The organism is Flavobacterium sp. C3NV (assembly GCF_046825355.2).
GTDB lineage: Bacteria > Bacteroidota > Bacteroidia > Flavobacteriales > Flavobacteriaceae > Flavobacterium.
Genome location: NZ_JBKQBJ020000028.1, coordinates 1 through 23,461, shown reverse-complemented (window position 1 = coordinate 23,461; position 23,461 = coordinate 1). Strand labels below are relative to the sequence as shown.

23 protein-coding genes are annotated in these 23,461 nt (G+C 33.6%); 22 read left to right on the top strand and 1 reads right to left on the bottom strand.

The window, feature by feature from the left end; all coding sequences use genetic code 11:
* From ACIDC4_RS24425 to ACIDC4_RS24320, 22 genes are all read left to right on the top strand, one after another.
* Positions 1-663, top strand: a 663-nt coding sequence (locus ACIDC4_RS24425; protein ID WP_488381170.1) for a hypothetical protein, incomplete at its 5' end; no start/stop codon positions are given.
* 540 nt (positions 664-1,203) lie between these two features.
* On the top strand, positions 1,204-2,055 hold the full coding sequence (locus ACIDC4_RS24420) for a hypothetical protein (RefSeq protein ID WP_412045099.1): 852 nt from the start codon (positions 1,204-1,206) through the stop codon (positions 2,053-2,055).
* Positions 2,052-2,879, top strand: a complete 828-nt coding sequence (locus ACIDC4_RS24415; RefSeq protein ID WP_412045098.1) for a hypothetical protein — start codon at positions 2,052-2,054, stop codon at positions 2,877-2,879. The genes ACIDC4_RS24420 and ACIDC4_RS24415 overlap by 4 nt, the downstream gene beginning before the upstream one ends.
* A 4-nt stretch (positions 2,880-2,883) precedes the next feature.
* Positions 2,884-3,930 (top strand): hypothetical protein, encoded by a 1,047-nt coding sequence (locus ACIDC4_RS24410; RefSeq protein ID WP_412045097.1) that lies wholly within the window; start codon positions 2,884-2,886, stop codon positions 3,928-3,930.
* A gap of 6 nt (positions 3,931-3,936) precedes the next feature.
* Positions 3,937-4,947, top strand: coding sequence for a hypothetical protein (locus ACIDC4_RS24405; protein WP_412045096.1), 1,011 nt, complete (start codon positions 3,937-3,939; stop codon positions 4,945-4,947).
* A 3-nt stretch (positions 4,948-4,950) separates the two neighbouring features.
* A complete protein-coding gene (locus ACIDC4_RS24400; protein WP_412045095.1) occupies positions 4,951-5,649 on the top strand; it encodes a hypothetical protein in 699 nt (232 codons plus the stop codon).
* Between the two features lie 5 nt (positions 5,650-5,654).
* Positions 5,655-6,521, top strand: a complete 867-nt coding sequence (locus ACIDC4_RS24395) for a hypothetical protein (protein WP_412045094.1) — start codon at positions 5,655-5,657, stop codon at positions 6,519-6,521.
* A 3-nt stretch (positions 6,522-6,524) separates the two neighbouring features.
* Positions 6,525-7,421 (top strand): hypothetical protein, encoded by an 897-nt coding sequence (locus tag ACIDC4_RS24390; RefSeq protein WP_412045093.1) that lies wholly within the window; start codon positions 6,525-6,527, stop codon positions 7,419-7,421.
* A 308-nt stretch (positions 7,422-7,729) separates the two neighbouring features.
* Positions 7,730-10,546, top strand: a complete 2,817-nt coding sequence (locus ACIDC4_RS24385; protein ID WP_412045092.1) for a TonB-dependent receptor — start codon at positions 7,730-7,732, stop codon at positions 10,544-10,546.
* A gap of 87 nt (positions 10,547-10,633) precedes the next feature.
* Positions 10,634-12,199 (top strand): SGNH/GDSL hydrolase family protein, encoded by a 1,566-nt coding sequence (locus ACIDC4_RS24380; protein WP_412045091.1) that lies wholly within the window; start codon positions 10,634-10,636, stop codon positions 12,197-12,199.
* 233 nt (positions 12,200-12,432) lie between these two features.
* Positions 12,433-13,944, top strand: a complete 1,512-nt coding sequence (gene atpD / locus ACIDC4_RS24375; RefSeq protein WP_047777068.1) for a F0F1 ATP synthase subunit beta — start codon at positions 12,433-12,435, stop codon at positions 13,942-13,944.
* A gap of 91 nt (positions 13,945-14,035) precedes the next feature.
* Positions 14,036-14,317: a F0F1 ATP synthase subunit delta/epsilon gene (locus ACIDC4_RS24370; protein WP_412045090.1), complete on the top strand. Its 282-nt coding sequence runs from the start codon at positions 14,036-14,038 to the stop codon at positions 14,315-14,317.
* A 275-nt stretch (positions 14,318-14,592) separates the two neighbouring features.
* Positions 14,593-14,856, top strand: a complete 264-nt coding sequence (locus ACIDC4_RS24365) for a hypothetical protein (RefSeq protein WP_147424175.1) — start codon at positions 14,593-14,595, stop codon at positions 14,854-14,856.
* 55 nt (positions 14,857-14,911) lie between these two features.
* Complete coding sequence (locus ACIDC4_RS24360) at positions 14,912-15,193, top strand: hypothetical protein (protein ID WP_412045089.1); 282 nt, start codon at positions 14,912-14,914, stop codon at positions 15,191-15,193.
* A gap of 254 nt (positions 15,194-15,447) precedes the next feature.
* Positions 15,448-16,086, top strand: coding sequence for an NAD(P)-dependent oxidoreductase (locus ACIDC4_RS24355; protein WP_412045088.1), 639 nt, complete (start codon positions 15,448-15,450; stop codon positions 16,084-16,086).
* Between the two features lie 80 nt (positions 16,087-16,166).
* Positions 16,167-17,303, top strand: coding sequence for an aminotransferase class I/II-fold pyridoxal phosphate-dependent enzyme (locus ACIDC4_RS24350; protein WP_412045087.1), 1,137 nt, complete (start codon positions 16,167-16,169; stop codon positions 17,301-17,303).
* A gap of 478 nt (positions 17,304-17,781) precedes the next feature.
* Complete coding sequence (locus ACIDC4_RS24345) at positions 17,782-18,645, top strand: TraB/GumN family protein (RefSeq protein ID WP_412045086.1); 864 nt, start codon at positions 17,782-17,784, stop codon at positions 18,643-18,645.
* A 7-nt stretch (positions 18,646-18,652) separates the two neighbouring features.
* Complete coding sequence (locus ACIDC4_RS24340) at positions 18,653-19,156, top strand: RNA polymerase sigma factor (protein ID WP_078006758.1); 504 nt, start codon at positions 18,653-18,655, stop codon at positions 19,154-19,156.
* Positions 19,146-19,760, top strand: coding sequence for a hypothetical protein (locus ACIDC4_RS24335; protein WP_412045085.1), 615 nt, complete (start codon positions 19,146-19,148; stop codon positions 19,758-19,760). The genes ACIDC4_RS24340 and ACIDC4_RS24335 overlap by 11 nt, the downstream gene beginning before the upstream one ends.
* 179 nt (positions 19,761-19,939) lie before the next feature.
* Complete coding sequence (bioD, locus tag ACIDC4_RS24330) at positions 19,940-20,557, top strand: dethiobiotin synthase (protein ID WP_412045084.1); 618 nt, start codon at positions 19,940-19,942, stop codon at positions 20,555-20,557.
* Positions 20,558-20,655: 98 nt separating this feature from the next.
* The gene (bioA, locus tag ACIDC4_RS24325) at positions 20,656-21,927 is read left to right on the top strand and encodes an adenosylmethionine--8-amino-7-oxononanoate transaminase (protein WP_412045083.1); all 1,272 of its coding nucleotides are present in this window, start codon (positions 20,656-20,658) and stop codon (positions 21,925-21,927) included.
* Between the two features lie 133 nt (positions 21,928-22,060).
* Positions 22,061-23,227 carry a beta-ketoacyl synthase N-terminal-like domain-containing protein gene (locus tag ACIDC4_RS24320; protein WP_412045082.1) on the top strand — a complete coding sequence of 389 codons (1,167 nt, stop codon included), beginning with the start codon at positions 22,061-22,063 and terminating at the stop codon, positions 23,225-23,227.
* 67 nt (positions 23,228-23,294) lie between these two features.
* Here the strand turns inward: ACIDC4_RS24320 and ACIDC4_RS24315 are convergent, their stop codons facing one another.
* Positions 23,295-23,450, bottom strand: a complete 156-nt coding sequence (locus ACIDC4_RS24315) for a T9SS sorting signal type C domain-containing protein (protein WP_488381171.1) — start codon at positions 23,448-23,450, stop codon at positions 23,295-23,297.
* Positions 23,451-23,461: the final 11 nt, after the last annotated feature.

The following is a 23,461-nucleotide window of genomic DNA, read 5'->3' as shown; positions in this document are numbered from 1 at the left end:
CTGGAGCTAAAATTAATAAATGAGGAAATTGTAAGCAAAGGGTTCTCTGTAGATACAATTGAGAGTTTCTATAGTCATCTTACTTTTTATAGCGAAAAAGAAAAGTATACTTTTACTAATGTTGTGAAATTTGAATTATCCAATCCTACAAATAAAAAATATTTACTTTTTATTAAATATTTAAATTTATCTGATATATATAATTTAGACATAGTTATTGAAGATGAACAAGGTAATGTACTGGAGAAAAATGCACCTTTAATTGATCCTTCATATAGTTGTAAGTTGGGTAGTTTACTTGAACGACACTTTAATATTGAAGATGAAAAAGAAATATTATTAAAAAAAATGGGATATAATTTAAAAAGTGAAAGTATAAATTTTTATGATCAGGGAGTTGTTATTTCTTCTAAAGAGAGTTATATTTTTCTCGCATCATTACCTCTTCCCTTTATAGTTGAAGATACAGAAGAGAACTTAAGAAGACCAATTTATTTTAAATTAAATCCTGAAAAAAAGTATACATTTCGTTTAAGGTACAAACTAAAAGAAGATATAGAGAAGATTATTCCAAAAGACATTTTGTCTAATTACAAAAAAAATAATATTGAGATTTTTAAAGGAGAAATTGAAACTCAGAGAATACCAATTGTTTTTAAGTAAGAATAAAAGTGTTCTTACTAGAAAAGAATATAAAGATTTATTTTTTGAAAAGTTTAAGGTTTTGCCAGAAAAATAAAGAATTAGAAATTATGCCTGATGCATTATGACAAATCATGTGCATTTAGTTTTTAGGAGTATAAACGGTCAAAATCCAGAGTTGCTATTAGGTGATTTAAATAGATTCACTAGTAGGTAAATTGTAAAAAGAATACAAGAAAATCCAAAAGAAAGCAGGAAAGAATTCTTGTTAGATTATTTTAAAAAAGAAGTAGAGAAAAGTTCTAATGTAAAAACATTATCAATTTTGGCGACACGACAATAACCCGCACGAATCATTTCGTGTGGCGGTTGCTGATGAAGGTTCAGATTATCAACTTTTAATAGTAAAAAAATGAGTTAATGATAATGTTGTGGTTTTTAGAATGTTTGATATTGAAGTAGAGCGCACCACACGAAAGGATTCGTGCGGGAGCGGGTCGATCGGAAATAGAAAATATAAAGTAATCAATCGCTTTTAGAGAAAGTAAAAAAATAAAAACTATGAAAGAAAAGTTAATAATAATAATTGCATTTTTTGTTTGTCACATCAATTTTGCTCAGCATATTTATAAATTGGGAAGTTTTGAAATCAATAATGATGCAGTCTATAATACTGGTATCAATAGCGGAAATGTAGCTGGAATAAATTTGGGATTTGACGGAGCAAATGGGTTTGTTAAATTTGGAGCTCATACAGGAAATGGTTATAGAGGCGATATTTTTTATATGCGAGGTAGTGATGGGAACGTCGGAATTGGTACGACCAGTCCATTAGCTAAACTAGAAATAAATAACGGAAATATTCTTGTTCGTAATTCAGCTAATGTTGACAATGAATCTTCTATCATGATTGCACATTCAATTAATGCAGGTAATCTTGATGATTTTGGAACATCAATTCGTACAATTACTCAAAATGCAGGTAATAATACCTATGGAATGCAATTTTTTACTAAAGAATCCTACATGACACACCAAACAGAAAAGCTGAGAATTTTGGGAAATGGGAATGTAGGAATTGGAACGATATATCCAACAAACAAACTTGACGTAAACGGCACAATCCACTCAAAAGAAGTAAAAGTAGATATGAATGGCTGGTCAGACTTCGTCTTTAAAAAAGAATACAATTTACCAACTCTTGAACAAGTCGAAAAACATATTGCAGAGAAAGGGCATTTACAGAATATTCCAAGTGAAGAAGAAGTTTTGCAAAATGGAATTAATTTAGGTGAAATGAATGCAAAATTGTTGCAAAAGATTGAAGAACTCACTCTTTATTTATTAAAGCAAGATAAATCAATTGAAGATTTAAAAATAGAAGTCAATAACTTAAAAAAGCAATACAGATGAAAGTGTTTAATTGTATAATTATTATGTTGTTCTCGGTTACAGCATTTTCGCAAATAGTTTCTCCTAATGGTAATAATTTATTTTACTACAATGGATTAGCAGATGTTACTTTTCGATTTTCAGAGAGAGGAAGTGGAGGTAGGGCTTTCGTGCATGCGCCAGGTAATGTGTTTGCAATAAATTATGAAGAAGATTTTAATGGTGGAACTAGGATTGGTAGAGATGTATACTTTAAAGATGGTGGGAATTCATTTATTTCTTCTGGAAATTTTGGAATAGGAACTTCTCAACCAACTTCAATTTTATCAGTTGGTATTACTCATGGTGTTAAATTATCAATAGGAAATCCTTTATGGGCAAATTTATCAATAATTGAAACTGGTTATACATATCAAGTAGGAGATTTTACTGAAGTAAAAGTTCCGGGCTATGGTGTTAATAATGCATACATGCGGATTACGCAAAGTGGTAATGTGGGTATTGGAACTATAGAACCAAAAAACAAACTAGACGTAAACGGCACAATCCACTCAAAAGAAGTAAAAGTAGATATGAATGGCTGGTCAGATTTTGTTTTTAAAAAAGAATATAATTTGCCAACCCTTGAAGAAGTTGAAAAATATATTGCTGATAAAGGTCATTTAGAAAATATTCCGAGTGAAAAAGAAGTTCTACAAAACGGAATTAATTTAGGGGAAATGAATGCAAAGTTGTTGCAGAAAATTGAGGAGTTGACTCTTTATATGATTGAGATGAAAAAGGAAAATGAAGAACAAAGTAAAAAAATTAATACACTAGAATTGAAATTAATTTCTAAAAAATAATTATATGAATACAAAAATCATCATAGTAGTTTCTACCGTATTTTTTACATTAAATGCATTTTCTCAACAAATTGAGAACGGTTTTGCTCCATCAATTACAGATTTTAGTGTTCAAATGGGTTCAGGAGCATATAATGCTTATAACCCCATTGGTACAATACCTGATTTAAGTTATCAGGGAGGATGGCAGCATTTGATGGTGGTTAGGCATCCAAATCCAAATAATAATTTTCAGTTGCAAATTGCTTCTTCAATGTCTGAAAATGATAAATTATATTTTAGAAAACTTGCTTCACCAAGTGCGACTTCTGCAAATTCTAATTGGAATGAATTAGCAACAAGAGGTTCAAATAGTTTTACAGGAAGTCAAAGCATTGCCGGGAACGTAGTAATAAGAACCAGTGATCCAAGAAGTGCACTCGAAGTCTTTGAAGTTAGTGAGAGTAAACCGGGAGGTCAAACCGCATCGAGTAAATCAGTTCTTAAGTTATCCAGAATGGGAACTCCTAATTATAGTTATATTGAAAATGCCGAGTTTCGTATAGGACATGGAGGTGGAGGTCTTTATGGTAGTAAACTGGATTTATATATAAATGGTAGTGCAAATACAAGTTCAGTTCCGGATCAGCATGTAATGACCTGGAATTTTGATGGTAACGTTGGTATTGGCACAACAAATCCAACAAACAAACTAGATGTAAACGGCACAATCCACTCCAAAGAAGTAAAAGTTGATATGAATGGATGGTCAGACTTTGTCTTTAAAAAAGAATACAATCTGCCAACGCTTGATGAAGTCGAAAAACATATTGCTGAAAAAGGTCATTTAGAAAATATTCCAAGTGAGAAAGAAGTTTTAGAAAACGGAATCAATTTGGGTGAAATGAATGCTAAGCTTTTACAGAAAATTGAGGAGTTGACTCTTTATGCGATTGAACAGGAACAGGAAAATAAAAAGCAATCTTTAAAAATTGAATTACTTGAGAGGGAGAATGAAGCTTTTAAAGCTGTTTTCGAAAGGTTAAACAAAATTGAAGAAAAATTAAAGTAAATATTTATGAAAAAAATAGTATTACTAAATGTAATGTTTTTTAGCCTCTGCTCTTATAGCCAAGTATTTGATGGTAATTTAGGACATAATAGTTTGAATTGGAGTGAGAATCAAAAAGATTTTTTAAGTCCGCCCAGAGTTGGTGTAAATCCTATGTCTGTAAAATTATGGGATAATTATAATGGTATAGGCGCCCCCACTAATTATGGATCATTATTAGAGATCAGTGGGAAGTACTCACATTTAGTTTCACAGTTGTATTTTGATAATACCTGGAACGGTGCAAGGATACTTTATAGAAGTGCTTTTTATGGTCAGGATACTTGGGAGAGTTGGCGTTATCTTTTGGACTCGAAAAGTGATGTTGAATCTTCAGGAAATTTGAGAATAAATGGAGCTGGAAATAATTACATAGCAGGTAATCTGGGAATTGGAATAGCTAATCCTTCAAATGATCAGGGCTGGAGTAGAGTGTTAGATGTTGCTGGAGTTAACCATTCCAAAATTTTAGCTACTTCCGCAAATTCTGTGTATAAAGTTGGGGTTTTTTCGCATTCCTCATGGTATGGAGGTGGCGGGCTTATCGGTACAGAGAGTAATCATTCTCTACATTTTATTACTAATTATATCGCGAAAATGTCTATTTTAACAAATGGTAACGTTGGCATCGGCACAATAAATCCAACAAATAAACTAGATGTAAACGGAACAATCCATTCTAAAGAAGTAAAAGTAGATATGAATGGCTGGCCTGACTTTGTTTTTAAAAAAGAATACAATCTGCCAACACTTGATGAAGTCGAAAAACATATTGCAGAAAAAGGTCATTTAGAAAACATCCCAAGCGAAGAAGAGGTTCTGCAAAACGGAATTAATCTGGGAGAAATGAATGCAAAATTGTTGCAGAAAATAGAAGAGATGACTTTGTATTTAATTGAGATGAAAAAAGAGAATGAAAGTCTTAAAAGTAATCAGGTATTATTGGAAAAGAGAATTGAGAAAGTTGAAATAAGATAAATCATGAAGAAAATATTGTTATTAGTAATGTTGTGTGTTTGCCATAATGGTTTTTCTCAGAATACATTTCCGGCTATTGGAAATGTAGGAATTGGCACAAATGCTCCAGAAAAAACATTGCAGATAAATGCCTCTAACTCTGATGCAGGACTGAGAATTCATGCAGTCACGGGTAATAATAATACTAGTACTCCATATTTACTTTTAACAGGTGGATATCAAACTAATAATGGAGTTGCTTTTAGAGGAGTTAATGATCAAAATTATGGAAGAAAAGCGCTAGCTTTTTATTCAGGCTGGGAAGGTGATATTGATAATCCATCAATTACCAATTTATTAGAAAGAATGAGGATCTCATCAAATGGTAATGTTGGTATAGGAACAACAAGCCCAACAAATAAGTTAGATGTAAACGGTACAATCCATTCCAAAGAAGTAAAAGTCGATATGGAGGGCTGGTCAGACTTCGTCTTTAAAAAAGAATACAATTTGCCAACTCTTGAACAAGTCGAAAAACATATTGCAGAAAAAGGGCATTTACAGAATATTCCAAGCGAGGAAGAAGTTTTGCAAAAGGGAATTAATTTAGGTGAAATGAATGCAAAGTTGTTACAAAAAATTGAAGAGTTGACTCTTTATGTGATTGCGCAGAATAAATCTATCCAAGATTTAAAAATAGAAGTCAAGAATTTAAAAAAGTAATAGAAATGAAAGTGTTTAATTATATAATTGTTATGCTGTTCTCGGTTACAGCATTTTCGCAAATTGTTTCTCCTAATGGTAATAATTTATTTTACTACAATGGATTAGCAGATGTTACTTTTCGATTTTCAGAGAGAGGAAGTGGAGGTAGGGCTTTCGTGCATGCGCCAGGTAATGTGTTTGCAATAAATTATGAAGAAGATTTTAATGGTGGAACTAGGATTGGTAGAGATGTATACTTTAAAGATGGTGGGAATTCATTTATTTCTTCTGGAAATTTTGGAATAGGAACATCAATTCCTAATTCAAGATTAGATTTGGGGAGCGGCTATGGAATAAATGGAGCTAAATTTCTTATCTATAATGATGATTCAACTTCTGAATTGTCAGGTACTAAGTGTGGCTTTTATATGGATAATTTTACATCTAACAATTTGAATTTGGTTTTTCCGGAAGCATCTTCTTATCCTGGATTGTTTACTATTTCTGGAAAAAACACTTTTGGTGTTGTTTTAAAACCATATTTTTCAATTGCTGGATTAACTGGTAATGTTGGTATCGGCACAATAAACCCAACAAACAAACTAGACGTAAACGGAACAATCCATTCTAAAGAAGTAAAAGTAGATATGGAGGGCTGGTCAGACTTTGTCTTTAAAAAAGAATACAATTTGCCAACGCTTGAAGAAGTCGAAAAACATATTGCTGAGAAAGGACATTTAGAAAATATTCCAAGTGAAGAGGAAGTCCTGAAAAACGGAATTAGTCTGGGAGAAATGAATGCAAAGTTGTTGCAGAAAATTGAAGAAATGACGCTTTATATGATTGAAATGAAAAAGGAAATTGAACTTTTAAAAAATAATAAAAATTAACATATGAAAAAGATTATTTTTTTAATTTTTATTACTGCATCTTTTGCCGCATCTTCGCAAATTATCTCACCAAGTGATGGGAATAAATTTTTTTATAATGGCTTAGCTGATGTAAGTTTTCAATATGCACCAAGAGGATCAGGAGGAAGAGCTTTTGTCCATGATAATTATAATGTTTTGTCATTAAATTATGGTGAGGATTTTACAGGAGGAACTAGAATTGGTAGAGATGTGTATTTTAAGGATGGTGACAAGTCGTTTATTTACTCTGGAAATTTTGGTATAGGTACAACAAATCCAACTTCAAAATTAACAATTCAGGCTAGTCCAGATGGTTACCCTACTCCATTAAAAGCGATTAGCATTTTGGGGCCAAATTCACCTGAAAATTCAAATTCAGCTCGAGATTTAAGCTGGGATTTTGCTGCGGCAGGATCAGCGGTTATTCGGAGCTTTAGAGGGGCAAATTGGGATACTTATTTGCAATTTATGACGAATCATAGTCTAGGCGGAGATGCGCCACAGGTTCGTATGCACATAAATGATAATGGCAACATAGGTATCGGCACAACAACCCCAGATTCTAAACTTACAGTAGCTGGAAACATTCATGCTCAAGAAGTAAAAGTAACAATTAACGCAGGATTAGTTCCTGATTATGTTTTTGCTAACGATTATAAATTAAAATCACTTCAGGAAGTCGAAGATTATATCAAACAAAATAGTCATCTGCCAGAAATACAATCGGCAAGGGAAATAGAGAAAAACGGTTTAATGCTTGCTAAAATGAATTTAGACTTGCTAAAAAAAATAGAAGAGATGACGCTTTATATGATTGAGCAAAACAAACAAATTATTAATTTAAAAAATCGATTAGAAAAAGTGGAGAATAATTTTTAATTAATTTTTTAAAAGTTCTTTAAAGTTAAAAAAGCGAGATTTATATCTCGCTTTTTTTTATTATCAGATTATTTTTTCACTCTTGCTATTTTTACTAAATCCTTAAAAAAATGCATAAAATTTATATGTATGCATAGTATTTTGATAAATGTATATGATTAATTTGATTTTAATTTAATAAATGTAATTGATAAAAAGTTAAAATTGTAACTAAATTTATAAGGAATATTTATTTTTTTTAACATTTTTTTATTAATATCAAAAATATTTGTATTTTGGCTATATAAACTAACCAAAAACAAATCCAAATGAGAGTGTATTTGCTAATTATGTTGTTTTTCAGCGGAATATCCTTTGCGCAGAATACAATTACTGGTTCTGTTACTGATAGTAACAAACAATCTATTCCTGGTGCTAATATTAATTTAGTAGGAAGTTCTACAGGAACGTCTACTGATTTTGATGGCTCTTTTAAATTGAATATTTCTGCTAAACTTCCTTTTGTGATCAAAGTTTCGGCAGTGGGATTTGAAAGTAAAACAATTAATGTTACTTCAGTAAACCAAAAAATCAATGTGGTTTTGAAAGATGAAGAAACAAAATTAGATGAAATTGTTGTTTCGGCTTCAAGAACTCCGGAACGTGTAATTGAATCGCCGGTTACTATTGAAAGAATGGGGCTTCAGGAAATTAAAAATACAACAGCACCTACTTTTTATGATGGTTTAGAAAATTTAAAAGAAGTTAACTTTAATACCAGTAGTATTTCTTTTAAATCGATCAATACGCGTGGTTTTGCTACAGTGGCAAATACGCGTTTTATGCAGTTAGTCGACGGGATGGATAATTCGTCTCCGGCGCTGAACTTTGTATTAGGGAACCTAATTGGTATTTCTGATATTGATGTAGCTAGTGTCGAACTTTTGCCTGGAGCATCTTCTGCGTTGTATGGTGCAAATGCTTTTAATGGTATTATGTTTATGAGCAGTAAAAGTCCTTTTACTAACGAAGGGATAAGTGTTTATTATAAATACGGACAAACAAGTCAGGATGCGGCCGGAACAAATGATTACAATGATTTTGGGATCAGGGCGGCAAAAGCATTTACCAAGCATTTTGCATTAAAAGCAAATTTCACCTATATGGAAGCTTCCGAGTGGATTGCGGCAGATAACAGAAGTATGACTGGCGGTTCTGTTGGGCATGCCAATAATCCAAATTATGATGGATTAAATATATATGGTGATGAGATTACAACCTTTATTCCAAATGTTGGGCAAGTGAGCAGAACAGGATATCGTGAGCAGGATCTGACCGATAATAAAGTTAAAAGTATGAAGGCTGACTTTAGTGCTCATATTAAACCTTGGGCAGATGATACTGAAATCATATTGCAATATAAAATTGGTACAGGAAGTACGATTTATCAAGGAGCAAACAGATATGCTTTGAAAGATTTCCTGATGCAACAGGGTAAATTTGAAATAAAAGGAAAAAACTTTTTTGGAAGGGTTTATTTTACAAGTGAAGATGCTGGAAATTCTTATGATATGAGATTTGCCGGATGGAATGTGAACAGATTGGCAAAATCAGATAAAAACTGGTTTACAGATTACGGAACAGCATACCAATTGTCATCTGCAGTACTTGGTCTGAATGCAACTGATGCTTCTAATTATGCAAGAAATTTTGCTGACTACAATGTTTCGCCAAATTTACCATTGGTGCCAAATATTGATCCGCTTAATCCTAGTGCTCCAAGATCGGCCAGATTTGAGCCGGGTTCTGCACAATTCAATAATGCATTGGCAACCGTTATTTCTAATCCTGATTTAACTCAGGGAGCTAAATTTATTGATCATTCAAAATTATATCATTCAGATGTGAATTATAATTTGCGAGATGTTATCAAATTTGCTGAAATTCAGGTGGGAGGTTCATGGAGAAAATATATAATGGATTCAGAAGGGACAATCTTTACAGATTATGATGGTCCAATCGAATATAAAGAATATGGAGCTTATGCTCAATTGCAAAAAAAATGGTTAGACGACAGATTGAAATTTACGGGATCTATTCGTTATGACAAAAGCCAGAATTTTGATGGGAATGTTTCGCCAAGAGTCTCTTTTGTGTATTCTGCAGGAGAATCAAAAAGACATAATTTCAGAGCGTCTTATCAAACAGGTTTCCGTAATCCAACTACTCAGGATCAATATATTGGTTTAGATTTAGGACCATTTGCATTAGTGGGGTCTGCTCCGGACAATTTAGATCGTTTTCAGGAAACTCAGCCTGTGAGTCTTGCTGGTCAGGCTATACCGGGTGCGGGTATAGGACCAACAGTTAATTTGTCAGGTCGTAGCGCTTATGAAAATTCATATACATTAACTTCTGTTCAGGCATTTGCTGCTTCTGCAAATCCTGCCGATCTTAAAGTTGCAAATCCTAGCTTAGTAAAACCAGAACAAGTACATGCTTTTGAAGTAGGGTATCGCACAGTAGTGCAAAATGATTTGTCGATTGATATCAATGCATACTATAATATTTATAATGACTTTATGAATACTTCAAGAGTAATTACTCCTTATTATGGAACCGCAGGGACTAATTCTGCAGATCCTAGTGTTCAGTTGGGTTATGCTGCTTTGGCTTTTGGGGACAGAAGAGTGTATCAAATTTATACTAATACTACTGCTCAAATCACATCGTTGGGTTTTGGAGTTGGTTTGTCTAAAAAAGTATATAAAGATTTTGAATTAGGAGTTAATTATAATTATTCTCAATTTGATTTTGATCAAACAGAAGATCCAAGTTTTGTGGCTGGATTTAATACGCCAAAACATAGAATCAAAGGTTCTTTTGGAAATGCTAAAGTGACTAAAAACTTAGGTTTTAATGTTAATGTAAGATGGAATACTGAATATTTATGGCAGTCTTCTTTTGGGGATGGTATGATTCCGGAAAATACAGTTCTTGATGCTCAGATTAATTATGGTATTCCAAAATTGAAATCTGTTATTAAAGTTGGGGCAACAAATCTTTTCGGAAAAGATTATCTTCAGGTAGTTGGTGCAGGTATGATTGGTCAGATGTGGTTTGCTTCATGGGTGATTAATCCTTAAATGAAAATGATGATGTAATCAAAATATTTTTCTTTCTTTTTATGATTCATTAAAGAAGAAAGAGCTAATAATTTAAAAGTTAACAACATGAAAAAAAATATAAAATGGCTGCTTTTGGTTTCTTTAATCGTTGCAGCATGTAATAATGATGATAGTAATGATGAGCCTGTAGAGGTACCGGTTGTTCCGGGATCTGCGGTTTTTACTAAATATGTAGCACTTGGAGATTCTTTTGCCGCAGGTTACAGTGATGGAGCGTTGTTTGCAAAGGGGCAGAGTAATGCATATACCAATATATTGTCGCAACAATTTGCGGCCGCTGGCGGAGGTGCTTTTACAACTCCGTATATGCTGGATAATATTGGTGGATTTTCTTCTGGTGGTGCGCAGATTTCAAAATTTCCAACCAGGTTTATTTTTGAGCCTGTTACAAGAGGCCCTGTAAATGTTCCGGGAGTTTCCGGTACGGCGATAACGGCGCGCTTAACGGGTTCTTTTAGTAATATGGGTATTCCGGGTGCTAAAAGTTTTCATTTGCTAGCTCCGGGATATGGTAATCTTGCCGGTGTTTTTGCGACACCCGCAACAGCAAATCCATATTTTGCACGTTTTTCTTCTTCGCCTACCACAAGTGTTTTAGCTGATGCTATGGCTCAGGCTCCTACATTCTTTTCTTTGTTTATAGGAGGTAATGACGTTTTGGGTTACGCTACAAATGGTGGTGTGCCTACTTCTCAGGATCCTGTTTTAGGAGACGATATTACACCAACGGCAACTTTTAATTTTGCATATAATACTCTTGTTAATACTTTAACTTCAAATGGAGCAAAAGGAGTAGTGGCAAATTTACCATACATTACAACATTGCCACATTTTACGACAGTACCTTATAATCCGCTTACGGCAAAATCAATAGGGAAAGACAATGAAGCAGTTGGTTTGGCGACTATTAAATTGCTTAATGCACAATTATATGGTCCGCTAAAAGCAGCCTTAACAGCTTTTGGTGCGGGCGATAGGATTAATTTATTGTCTGAAACTGCGGCAAGTCCAGTACTAATAAAAGATGAAACATTGCCTAATTTGTCTGCTCAGTTGGCAGCAGCATTTACGCCAACATTAGGCGCGCAGACAGCAACTTTTTATGGAGCGATATTTGGCCAGGCGAGACAAGCTAAAGCTACAGATTTGTTACTGCTAACAACAAGAGCTGCTATTGGTGCGGCGCCAACTGCTGTTGATTCTGGTGTAGGGATTGCTCCTCCTTATCCGTTAAATGCATTTGGAATTTCATTTCCGTTACAAGACAAACATGTGTTGATTCCGACTGAAATTGAAGAAATTAGAGTAGCTACAGATGCTTACAACGTAATAATTGCAGCAGCGGCAGAAGCAAAAGGATTGGCTTTTGTGGATACAAGAGGTGTAATGACGAAATTGTCCAGCGGAGGAATTCGTTTCGGAAATTTCACAATGACTTCTTCGTATGCTGTTGGAGGTGCGTTTTCACTTGACGGTGTGCACCCTAGCCCAAGAGGGTATGGTTTGATTGCTAATATTTTCATAGATGCCATCAATGCAAAATATGGTTCGACGCTGCGTCATGTAGATTTGGGGACATATCCAATTCAATATCCATTAACGATTCAGTAGTTTTAATTTTTTTAATATAAAAGCCACTCATTTTGAACATGTAGTGGCTTTTTTTTATTATGTTAAAAAATGCCATTTTGCATATTTGAAGCCTTAGATTTATGAATCAAACAAAATCGTAGTATTTTTTATAAAAAAAATATTGATTTTATATTTTAAAAAATTATCTTTGCGCTTTGAAAAAAGAGGTATTTTCGATAAACCTAAATAGCTATTTAATAAATACATAAGTAATGTCAAAAGTAATAGGAAAAGTTGCTCAAATCATTGGACCAGTAGTTGACGTAGTTTTCAACGGTAAGGATGTTGAACTTCCAAAAATTTATGATTCACTAGAAATCACTAAAAAAGACGGAACATTGTTAGTTCTAGAAGTACAATCTCACATCGGTGAAAACACTGTGCGTACCATTTCTATGGACTCTACAGACGGTTTGTCAAGAGGATATGAAGTAGTTGGAACTGGAAATCCAATCCAAATGCCAATCGGTCCAGATGTATATGGAAGATTATTCAATGTAATTGGAGATGCAATTGATGGTTTAGGAAACTTGCCAAAAACAGGAGAAAACGGTTTGTCTATTCACAGACAAGCGCCTAAATTTGAAGATTTATCAACTTCATCAGAAGTTTTATTCACAGGTATCAAAGTAATCGATTTGATCGAGCCTTATGCAAAAGGAGGTAAAATTGGATTGTTTGGTGGTGCAGGTGTTGGTAAAACTGTATTGATTCAGGAGTTGATCAACAATATCGCAAAAGGTCACGGTGGACTTTCTGTATTCGCAGGAGTAGGAGAAAGAACACGTGAAGGAAATGACTTACTTCGTGAGATGTTAGAGTCAGGAATTATTAAATACGGTGATGATTTCATGCACTCTATGGAAAATGGAGGATGGGATTTATCTAAAGTAGATATGCCAGGAATGAGAGAGTCTAAAGCTACTTTCGTTTTCGGACAAATGAATGAGCCTCCTGGAGCTCGTGCCCGTGTAGCACTTTCAGGATTATCTATCGCTGAGTATTTCCGTGATGGAGCTGGAACTGATCAAGGTAAAGACGTATTGTTTTTCGTTGATAACATCTTCCGTTTTACACAAGCAGGTTCTGAGGTGTCAGCACTTTTAGGACGTATGCCTTCTGCAGTAGGATACCAACCAACTTTGGCAACAGAGATGGGAGCGATGCAAGAGCGTATTACATCTACAAACAAAGGATCTATTACATCTGTACAGGCGGTTTACGTTCCTGCGGATGATTTAACTGACCCGGCACCGGCAACAACGTTTGCTCACTTAGATGCAACAACAGTATTGTCTCGTAAAATTGCTGAGCTAGGTATTTATCCAGCGGTTGACCCGTTAGATTCTACTTCAAGAATTTTGACTCCTCAAATTTTAGGAAATGAGCACTACGACTGTGCACAAAGAGTAAAAGAGATTCTTCAAAAATACAAACAATTGCAAGATATTATTGCGATCCTTGGTATGGAAGAGTTATCTGAAGAAGATAAATTATCAGTATCAAGAGCACGTCGTGTTCAACGTTTCTTATCTCAACCTTTCCACGTAGCGGAGCAATTTACAGGTATTCCTGGAGTTTTGGTTGATATTAAAGATACTATCAAAGGATTTAACATGATTATCGACGGTGAGTTAGATCATCTTCCGGAAGCAGCTTTCAACTTGAAAGGTTCTATCCAGGATGCTATCGAAGCTGGAGAAAAAATGTTGGCTGAAGCTTAATATAGTTTTAAGTTATGAGTTATGAGTTATGAGTTTAGCAAAGCTTTACCGAACTTATGACTCATAACTCATAACTCATAACTCAAAAATTATGATTTTAGAAATAGTATCACCAGAGGCAAAATTATTTTCGGGAGAAGTAACTTCGGTTACATTGCCTGGAGTTGATGGAAGCTTTCAAATATTGAATAATCACGCTCCTATTGTTTCTATTTTAGAAAAAGGAACTGTAAAAATTGCAGCGCCAAGTTTTAATCTTTCTAAAGAAGTAGCGGGTAAATTTATGAGAGTAAACGACCAAACTTATACATTAGAGATTGAGTCAGGAACTATCGAGATGAAAGACAATAAAGTAATTGTTTTAGTTGACTAAAACAATTCAAAGAAATAAATGAAAAGCCAGACAGAGATGTCTGGCTTTTTTTATGCTTTCTGTACTAATATCATCTGTTTGTGAAAGTGTTTTGTTTTTAGTTAATATCTTAATAGTCTTTCATAGTGGCAAATATTTCAGAATAATAATGTGAGAAAATTAACAAAAAAGGCAAAAATAGAATAAAAAATGTGTAAGTATTTTTCTATATACCTGCTACATTTGTAAGTATATTAACACTTAAACATTTTATTATGAAAAAAGCTTTTTTAGGAATGCTAGTAATAGCATTAGGTTTTGGAACAATGTCGTTGACTACAAGTTCTAATGATGTTGCTAATTCTTCAATAAAAAATCAACAAAGAGTTGACGTTGTAAATGTTGCATTTAGTACAACTTATACAGCGCCCTGGTTAGGAGTTTGTTGTGAGTCGCCACTTAGTGCGGTTGAGCGAGATCTTATTAAGCGTGGACTTCCGCCCACTAACTACACTATTTTAAGTACTACAAGTACCACTGTAACTTATAAAGTTAATTAATTCAAGTCAGTAGACATAAAGCATTTATTAATAGTAACACTTAAACAATTTTATTATGAAAAAAGTTTTTTTAGCGATGCTCGTATTAACATTAGGTTTTGGAACAGTGTCGTTCTCTAAAAGTTTTAGTGACGCCGCTCAACCTTCGATTGCCAATAAAAAGCAAGTTCAGGTAAATGCTGCATTTGGTGCTACCTATACAATTCCGTGGAAGAGCTGTTGCGAGTCGCCTCTTATTCCTATCGAACGTGATATCGTTCAGCGTGGATTACCAGTAGGTACTACCTATACTATCAAAAGTACCACAGTGAATTCTGTGACCTATACAATTTTTTAGTACTAATAAAAAATTATAATAAATAGAGTGTTTCCTGATAATTTAATCAATTGTTTAAGGACATCATATTTAACAGTTATAAAATAAATGAAAAGCCATTGATTCAGTTGATGGCTTTTTTGTTTTATATTTGGACTATTAAAATCTCTTTATAAAATATTGATCATGATAAAAGCTCAGTAAGCTTTTATTATTTCGTTTTATCAAACTGATAAAGCGGAGTTTATCTATGTCAAATTTTATAAAGAAGCTATATGAAAAATATAAAAAAGGTTGCCGTTTTAGGCGGTGGCGGAAGAACTGGAAATTATCTTGTTAACCAGTTATTAAAAGAAGGATTTAGTGTAAAACTATTACTGCGACATCCAGAGAATTTCCCTATTCAAAATAATCAAATCGAAATCATCAAAGGTGATGCTCTTGATCTCGAATGTATAAAATCATTACTTATAGATTGTCAGGTAGTTCTGAGTACAATCGGGCAGCGTAAAGATGAACCTTTGGTGGCGAGTGCAGCTACTAAAAATATTTTGCAGGTAATGAATGATTACGGAATTGAACGTTATGTTTTATTGGCCGGATTAAACATTGATACTCCATTCGATAAAAAAAGTACCAAAACTCAAATGGCAACAGATTGGATGAAAGCCAATTTCCCTATCATTCAGGAAGACCGACAAAAAGCTTATGATTTATTGGTCGAAAGTGCAACAGACTGGACTCAGGTTCGTGTTCCGTTTATCGAATTTACAGAGGTACGTTCTGAAATTTCAATACACTTAGAAGATTGCCTGGGAGATCAAATCAGTGCATTTGATATTGCTGCATTTATGATTCAGGAAATGGCAGCATCTAAGTTTAGTAGAAAATCTCCTTTTATAAGTGCGATTTAAAAAATAGATTTAAAAACAGCGGGTGATATCAAACGCCCGCTGTTATTTAATATCAACTTCTATTTCATAACTTTGCTTTTATGAAATTAGCCGAAAACCTTATTCAAAAGCTTGAAAATCGTAAGCAGAATAATTCGCTTAGGAAATTGCCTGTGTTTAATAATTTAGTTGATTTTTCTTCTAACGACTATATTGGCTTCTCAAAATCAGAATCTATATTTAAGTTAACCCATGCCTATTTACTCGAAAATGAAATTTTTCAGAATGGTGCTTCGGGATCCCGATTGATTTCGGGGAATCATTCATTGTATCAAATAGCAGAAACGTTTATTGCGGAGTTTCATGACGCTGAATCGGCTTTAATCTTTAATTCGGGTTATGATGCCAATGTTGGTTTTTTTAGTGCTGTACCGCAGCGAAATGACGTTATACTATATGATGAATTAAGTCACGCTTCTATTCGGGACGGAATCGTAATGTCGAATGCTAAATCATATAAATTTAATCATAACGATTTTGAAGATTTAGAACATCTCATCCTGAAATTTCCCAATACTAATATCTATATCGTTACTGAAACTGTTTTTTCTATGGATGGTGATAGCCCGAACTTAGAGGAACTAGCAGATCTTTCTGAAAAATACAATTGTTATTTAGTCGTTGATGAAGCACATACTTTAGGTGTTTTTGGCGATAAAGGCGAAGGTTTGATTCAGTACCTTAATTTGCATAATAGAGTTTTTGCCCGAATCATGACTTTTGGAAAAGGTTTAGGATGTCACGGTTCTGTTATTTTAGGAAGTACAGATCTTAAAGAATATCTGGTAAATTTTGCCAGAAGTTTTATTTATACAACCGGATTATCTCCACATTCTGTTGCCACAATTTTGGTAGCTTATCAGCAATTGGATGTTCAGAAAGAAACAATCGAAAAATTACGTCAAAATATTGTGTTATTCAATCAGCAGAAAAACTTGCTAGGGTTAAAGCCAATGTTTGTAAGAAGTAAATCGGCCATACAATCTGCAATTGTTCCCGGTAATGAAAATGCAAAGCAACTGGCCCAACAACTACAAGACAAGGGTTTTGATATAAAAGCAATACTTTCGCCAACTGTTCCCGAAGGACAGGAACGTTTGAGGTTTTGTATTCATAGTTATAACTCTGAAGAAGAAATAAATCAGGTTCTTGAATTGTTAGGAAATTTCGTATTTTAATCTCAGTGATTTCACAAAGATTCACGAAGTTTTCGCAAAGCTGCACAAAGGATAATTTTGTGCAGCTTTGTGTTTTTTCTTTGTGGTTCTTTGTGAAATAAAAAATATAGTTTTAAAAAAAATACTACTCTTGTCGCCCGTATTTCCTCACTTCTATAAAAAAGTTTAATTTTTTTTGTAACGTTTTGATTGTTTGATCACTTACGAGTTGTAATCAAATAAACCAAAATAATTATGAAAACTATAATCACTTCAATAAAAAGATTCATCTGTAATGTATTGCTTTTTTTAACAACAATACAAGTAATCAATTCCGTAGTAAACCATCATTTGTATGGTAAGCCTTATCCTCATTTTTTTATAATAATTGTTTGTTTGCTTGTGGCAACTTTGGCATGGATAAAAGGTGAAAAATATAGCAAAGAATAACAGGAGTTTTAATCATCAAATCAATCAATAATACTAATCAATCAACAAAATGAAAAATTTATTTACATCAGTAGTAGCAGTAATCGCTTTAGTTTTTAGTGGTACAATTCAGGGACAAACAAAATCTCCAAAATTAGAAAATTCATTGTTATGGGAGGTTTCAGGAAACGGACTTTCAAAACCATCTTATGTTTACGGAACAATTCATGGTATTTGTCCATCGGATTATTTTATGGCAGAAAAAACAAAAAATGCCTTTCAGAAATCAGATAAACTAATTTTAGAGATCAACTTAGCTGATCCAATTGAAATGGCCGATATGCAAAAAGCAGGTATTGCTTCAGAACCACTAAGTAAGACATTATCGCCAGAACAATTGTCGAAATTAGATGCAGTTTTACAAAAAAATACCGGTCTAAAAATTAAGCAATTAGACGGCTTTACTTTATCTGCTATTATGGGGTTTATCTCTATGAAAACATTTGACTGTGAAACCTTAAAATCATATGAATCAGATTTTATAGATTTGGCTAAAAAAGAAAATAAAAGTATTGGAGGTTTCGAAACCGTAAAAAAGCAAACCAATGTGTTGGTAAATGCTTATACAGATTCAGAATTAATCGAAACTGTTGAAGATTTTAGTAAAGCCGAAACCAAGAAAATGGTAGAAGATTATAAAGCAGAAAATGTCATGAATGTTTATAATGATCTTGCAAACGAAAAGATGATGAGTAAAAATGCCAAAAAATGGATACTTGATGACCGCAATAAAGATTGGGCTCAGAAAATGCCCGAAATGATGAAAAAGGAAAGCTTGTTTGTAGCAGTTGGTGTAGGGCATTTGCCAGGTGAAGAAGGGGTAATTAATTTATTGAGAAAAGCAGGATATAAAGTAAAACCAGTAACGAAATAACATCGTTTTGAAAGAGAAAGAACAAGAATTTTTAAAAAGGATCGAAAGTCATAAAGGAATACTTTACAAAGTTTCTAAAATGTACATGGACAATCATGACGATCAGCAGGATTTGTTTCAGGAGATTGTTTGCCAGCTCTGGAAATCGTATGATTCTTTTAGAAACGAAAGTCAGTTTTCGACCTGGATGTATCGCGTTGCAGTAAATACGGCGATTGTTTTCTTAAAGAAAGAAAAACGAAAGGTTGATAAATACGAAATCGCCTCAGAAAACATCAAAGACGATGAGGGAGATTCTCATATCAAAGAAAGTCAGATCGATCATTTTTATAAAGCGGTTCAGAAATTGGAGAAAATCGATAAAGCAATCATTTTCTATCAGCTTGAAGGTTTTTCTCATAAAGAAATAGGAGAAAATTTGGGAATATCTGAAGGGAATGCAAGGGTAAAATTAAACAGAGCAAAAGAAAAATTAAAAGAAATAATAAAAAATCAAGGATATGGATTTTAACGATATACAAAACGCATGGAATAACGAAAAGACAGATAATGTTGTTGTTCCGGATAATTTAGAAAAAATACAATCGGCAAATATGCCTTTGGATAAAATTAGGAAAAATTTGCGCACAGAACTTTTTGGACAGATTCTGGCTTTGATCATTATAGGTTTTTTGCCACTATATCATGAATTTCCGTCAAAATTCGTGGGCCCTTATTATTTTATATACGGAATAGTGGCGGCAATAAGTATTTACTATTTGTCTAAGCTTTTTCTATTTTATAAGAGATTGGATAAAGCAGCATTAACAACGAAAGACAGTTTATATGAAACCTATTATGATATTAGGCTTAATATGCAGCTTTACAAAACTTTTACGTTTGCACTGGCTCCTTTTTTCATGATCTATCTGGCTGGTTATTTGATTTTTGGAACTCCTGGTTCAACCGAAATTTTAAATGGGAATTTTGAAAATGAAAAATTAGTATTAAAAGTGGTAATTTTCATGATAACAATGTTGCTTATTGGTGTTTTGACAGAGTGGTGGGTGAGTTTTTATTATGGAAAATATGCAAAAGAAATCAAAAAAGTTATTGACGAATTAAAAGAAGAATAAAAACAATCAGACCCATCGTAATGATGGGTTTTGTTTTTTAGGTATTTTTACACCATTGGCCACTGATAAAACGGATGTAACGGATTTACACAGATTATTTGTCTTTTGGGTGATAGTAATTAATTAAAAAAAAATCCGCTTTAACCTGTTCAATCAGTGTTATCCGTGGTCTATTTACTATGAAAATATTTGTAACAGGAATTTCAACCGATGTGGGTAAAACAATTGCTTCTTCTATTATTGTTGAATCCTTAGAGGCTGATTATTGGAAACCAATTCAGGCAGGAGATTTAGACAATTCTGATAGTCATAAAATCAAATCTAAAATCTCCAATTTAAAATCTAAAATTTTTGAAAATAGTTATCAATTAAATACACCGGCAAGTCCGCACCTGGCAGCAGAAATCGACGGAATTACTATTGATTTAAATAAAATTGCGGAACCTGAAACAGATAATCATCTGGTGATTGAGGGCGCGGGTGGAATTTTTGTTCCGTTAAATGAAAATGAAACTATTATCGATTTAATCCAACCCGATTATAAAATTATTGTGGTTTCAAGGCATTATTTAGGAAGCATCAATCATACTTTATTAACGATTGAAGCAATCAGAAATCGAGGTTTTCAAGTTGCGGGAATTATCTTTAGCGGAAGCGAAAACAAATCGACAGAAAGTTTAATTCTAAATAAAACCGGAATAAAATGTATTGGCAGAATTGACGAAGAACCTTATTTCGATCAAAATGTTATTAAAGAATATGCTGATTTGTTTAGAGATAACTTACTTAATTTGTAGAGTAAACAATATAGAATAAAGAAAATAGACTTTCCTATCTTTGTCTGAATTATAGGGTTTAGTCTTTTTTCTATACTCTATGCTCTATTTTCTATACTATGACTTTAACAGAAAAAGACAGCCAGTACCTTTGGCATCCTTATACACAACACAAAACATCTCAAGCCCCAATCACTATTTCCAAAGGTGAAGGAGCATTGCTTTGGGATGAAAACGGAAAAGAATATATTGATGCTATTGCTTCCTGGTGGGTAAATCCGTTTGGGCACAGTAATAAATTTATTGCCGATGCGATTTATAAACAGTTAACCACTCTGGAACACGTTTTGTTTGGCGGTTTTACTCATGAACCCGCGATAAAAGTGGCAGAGAGACTGATGGAGATTTTGCCAAAAAATCAGCAAAAAATCTTCTTTTCTGATAATGGATCAACTGCGGTGGAAGTAGCGATAAAAGTAGCTCTGCAATATTTTTTTAATAAAAATGAAAAACGAACTACTATAATTGCTTTCGAAAATGCCTTTCACGGAGACACTTTTGCAGCGATGGCAGCAAGCGGAATCTCTTTTTATACACAGGCTTTTCAGGGAATGTTTATAGATGTGGTGAGAATTCCGGTTCCGTTAAAAGGAAAAGAACAGGAAAGTTTTGATGCCTTAAATAATGTTATTGAAAATTATAATTGTGCCGGTTTTATTTTTGAGCCTTTGGTGCAGGGAGCAGCAGGAATGGTAATGTACGAACCAGAAGCATTGGCAAAACTGATCAAAATTTGTAGAGAAAACAAAGTATTGACGATTGCAGATGAAGTAATGACAGGTTTTGGTAAAACAGGAAAAACGTTTGCAATGGATTATGTTTCTGAAAATCCGGATATGATTTGTTTGTCTAAAGCTTTAACTGGAGGAACAATTCCAATGGCAATTACGACTTTTACACAAGAAATTTTTGATGCTTTTTATGATGATGATATTAATAAGGCATTGTTTCACGGACATACTTTTACAGCGAATCCTACAGGTTGCGCAGCAGCTTTAGCAAGTATGGATTTATTGCAAACGGGAGAAATGCAAGCTAATATTGAAAGAATTAATGCGAGTCATTTAATTTTTCAGAAGAAAATAGAAAAACATTCAAAGGTAATTACAGCCAGAACATTGGGAGTTATTTTTGCAGTCGAAATTAAATCAGATTCAGAAGAAAGTTATTACGGATCGATGCGTAACAAACTTTATAATTTCTTTATCGAAAAAGGAGTCATTTTGCGCCCGGTTGGAAATATTGTTTACATTCTTCCTCCGTATATCATGACCAATGAACAGCTTCAAAAAGTATATCAAACAATAGAAGAAGCGATTGAAATGGTCTAATAGTTTTTAAACCATATAAGGGATATAAGAAAGTGTAAGCTTTATTTAAAAATTAGTGCTTTGCGAACTTTGTATTCTATAATGCAAGCTATAAATAAACTTTTGCGAACTTTGCGGTTAAATAGATCCAACATTGAATACTAAAATCTCGATTACAGCTTTTTCATCGATTTCTCCTTTAGGAAATACTTCTGAAGGAGTTTGGGAAAAATATCTCGACAATCAACATTGTTTTTCGAAGCAGTTTTTAGATCAGCAAGAAACTTCGGTGGCTTCTCTTGACGCAGAATCGAAACAAATTGTTACTGAAATACGGGAATCAGATATTAAATATAAATTTTTAGACGATTCGGTTTTGTTTGCAATAGCAGCTTCGCGAAAAGCAGTTGAGCAGGCAGGCTGGAATTCAGATGCTGTTTTCGGAATCAATATTGGTTCATCACGAGGTGCCACAGATTTATTCGAAAAACATTACAAAGAATATTTAGATACCGGAAAAGCACAAACTCTGGCTTCTCCCACAACAACTTTAGGAAATATTTCGTCATGGATTGCACATGATTTACAAAGTGTTGGTCCTGAAATTTCTCATTCTATAACGTGTTCTACTGCTCTTCATGCCTTATTAAATGGAGTTGCATGGTTGAAAGCGAGAATGGCTGATAAATTTTTGGTAGGAGGAAGTGAAGCACCGTTAACTGATTTTACGATTGCTCAAATGCGTGCTTTAAAAATATATTCCCGAATAAATCAGGATGAAGATTCATGGCCAAACCTGGCTTTTGATTTTGAAAAGACTCAAAACACGATGATTTTAGGTGAAGGCGCTGCGGTCTGTTGTCTGGAAACTGGAGAAAGAGAAAATGCGATGGCATATGTTACAGGAGTTGGCTATGCTACTGAGATTTTAGAACACAACATTTCTATTTCTGCAGAAGCAACCTGTTTTCAGAAATCAATGAAAATGGCATTAAAAGATGTCGATTTAGAAAGTATTGATGCAATAGTAATGCATGCGCCAGGAACCATAAAAGGTGATATAACCGAATTGCGTGCCATTGAAAAAGTTTTTGGTTCTAAATTACCTTTATTGACTACAAATAAATGGAAGATAGGACATACGTTTGGAGCTTCCGGAATATTGAGTTTAGAATTGGCGCTGCTAATGTTTCAGCACGATACTTTTATCGAAGTCCCTTTTGGAACAAAACAGAATCAAACAAAATCTATAAAAAGAGTTTTAGTAAATGCCGTGGGTTTTGGCGGAAATGCTGTAAGTATTTTGATAGAGAAAGCGTAAATTTTAGTTTTAAATAAAAAAAGACCATTCGATACGAATGGTCTTTTTTTAAATTGATGTTGGTATGCTATTGAAATATGATTTTTCTAGTCGTTTTAAAATCATTATCTAAAGTCACTTTTACCAGTAAAACCTGATTGCTCGATGGCAGGTTTTGAACCTGAAGTTCGGTATTCGAAACTTTCGTTTTGTTGTAAAGTGTTTTTCCTGTAATATCAAAAATAGATACTTCTT

Coding starts and splice junctions, on each gene's coding strand:
- ACIDC4_RS24420 (WP_412045099.1), top strand. CDS start 1,204: ATGAAAGAAAAGTTAATAATAATAATTGCATTTTTTGTTTGTCACATC.
- ACIDC4_RS24415 (WP_412045098.1), top strand. CDS start 2,052: ATGAAAGTGTTTAATTGTATAATTATTATGTTGTTCTCGGTTACAGCA.
- ACIDC4_RS24410 (WP_412045097.1), top strand. CDS start 2,884: ATGAATACAAAAATCATCATAGTAGTTTCTACCGTATTTTTTACATTA.
- ACIDC4_RS24405 (WP_412045096.1), top strand. CDS start 3,937: ATGAAAAAAATAGTATTACTAAATGTAATGTTTTTTAGCCTCTGCTCT.
- ACIDC4_RS24400 (WP_412045095.1), top strand. CDS start 4,951: ATGAAGAAAATATTGTTATTAGTAATGTTGTGTGTTTGCCATAATGGT.
- ACIDC4_RS24395 (WP_412045094.1), top strand. CDS start 5,655: ATGAAAGTGTTTAATTATATAATTGTTATGCTGTTCTCGGTTACAGCA.
- ACIDC4_RS24390 (WP_412045093.1), top strand. CDS start 6,525: ATGAAAAAGATTATTTTTTTAATTTTTATTACTGCATCTTTTGCCGCA.
- ACIDC4_RS24385 (WP_412045092.1), top strand. CDS start 7,730: ATGAGAGTGTATTTGCTAATTATGTTGTTTTTCAGCGGAATATCCTTT.
- ACIDC4_RS24380 (WP_412045091.1), top strand. CDS start 10,634: ATGAAAAAAAATATAAAATGGCTGCTTTTGGTTTCTTTAATCGTTGCA.
- atpD (WP_047777068.1), top strand. CDS start 12,433: ATGTCAAAAGTAATAGGAAAAGTTGCTCAAATCATTGGACCAGTAGTT.
- ACIDC4_RS24370 (WP_412045090.1), top strand. CDS start 14,036: ATGATTTTAGAAATAGTATCACCAGAGGCAAAATTATTTTCGGGAGAA.
- ACIDC4_RS24365 (WP_147424175.1), top strand. CDS start 14,593: ATGCTAGTAATAGCATTAGGTTTTGGAACAATGTCGTTGACTACAAGT.
- ACIDC4_RS24360 (WP_412045089.1), top strand. CDS start 14,912: ATGAAAAAAGTTTTTTTAGCGATGCTCGTATTAACATTAGGTTTTGGA.
- ACIDC4_RS24355 (WP_412045088.1), top strand. CDS start 15,448: ATGAAAAATATAAAAAAGGTTGCCGTTTTAGGCGGTGGCGGAAGAACT.
- ACIDC4_RS24350 (WP_412045087.1), top strand. CDS start 16,167: ATGAAATTAGCCGAAAACCTTATTCAAAAGCTTGAAAATCGTAAGCAG.
- ACIDC4_RS24345 (WP_412045086.1), top strand. CDS start 17,782: ATGAAAAATTTATTTACATCAGTAGTAGCAGTAATCGCTTTAGTTTTT.
- ACIDC4_RS24335 (WP_412045085.1), top strand. CDS start 19,146: ATGGATTTTAACGATATACAAAACGCATGGAATAACGAAAAGACAGAT.
- bioD (WP_412045084.1), top strand. CDS start 19,940: ATGAAAATATTTGTAACAGGAATTTCAACCGATGTGGGTAAAACAATT.
- bioA (WP_412045083.1), top strand. CDS start 20,656: ATGACTTTAACAGAAAAAGACAGCCAGTACCTTTGGCATCCTTATACA.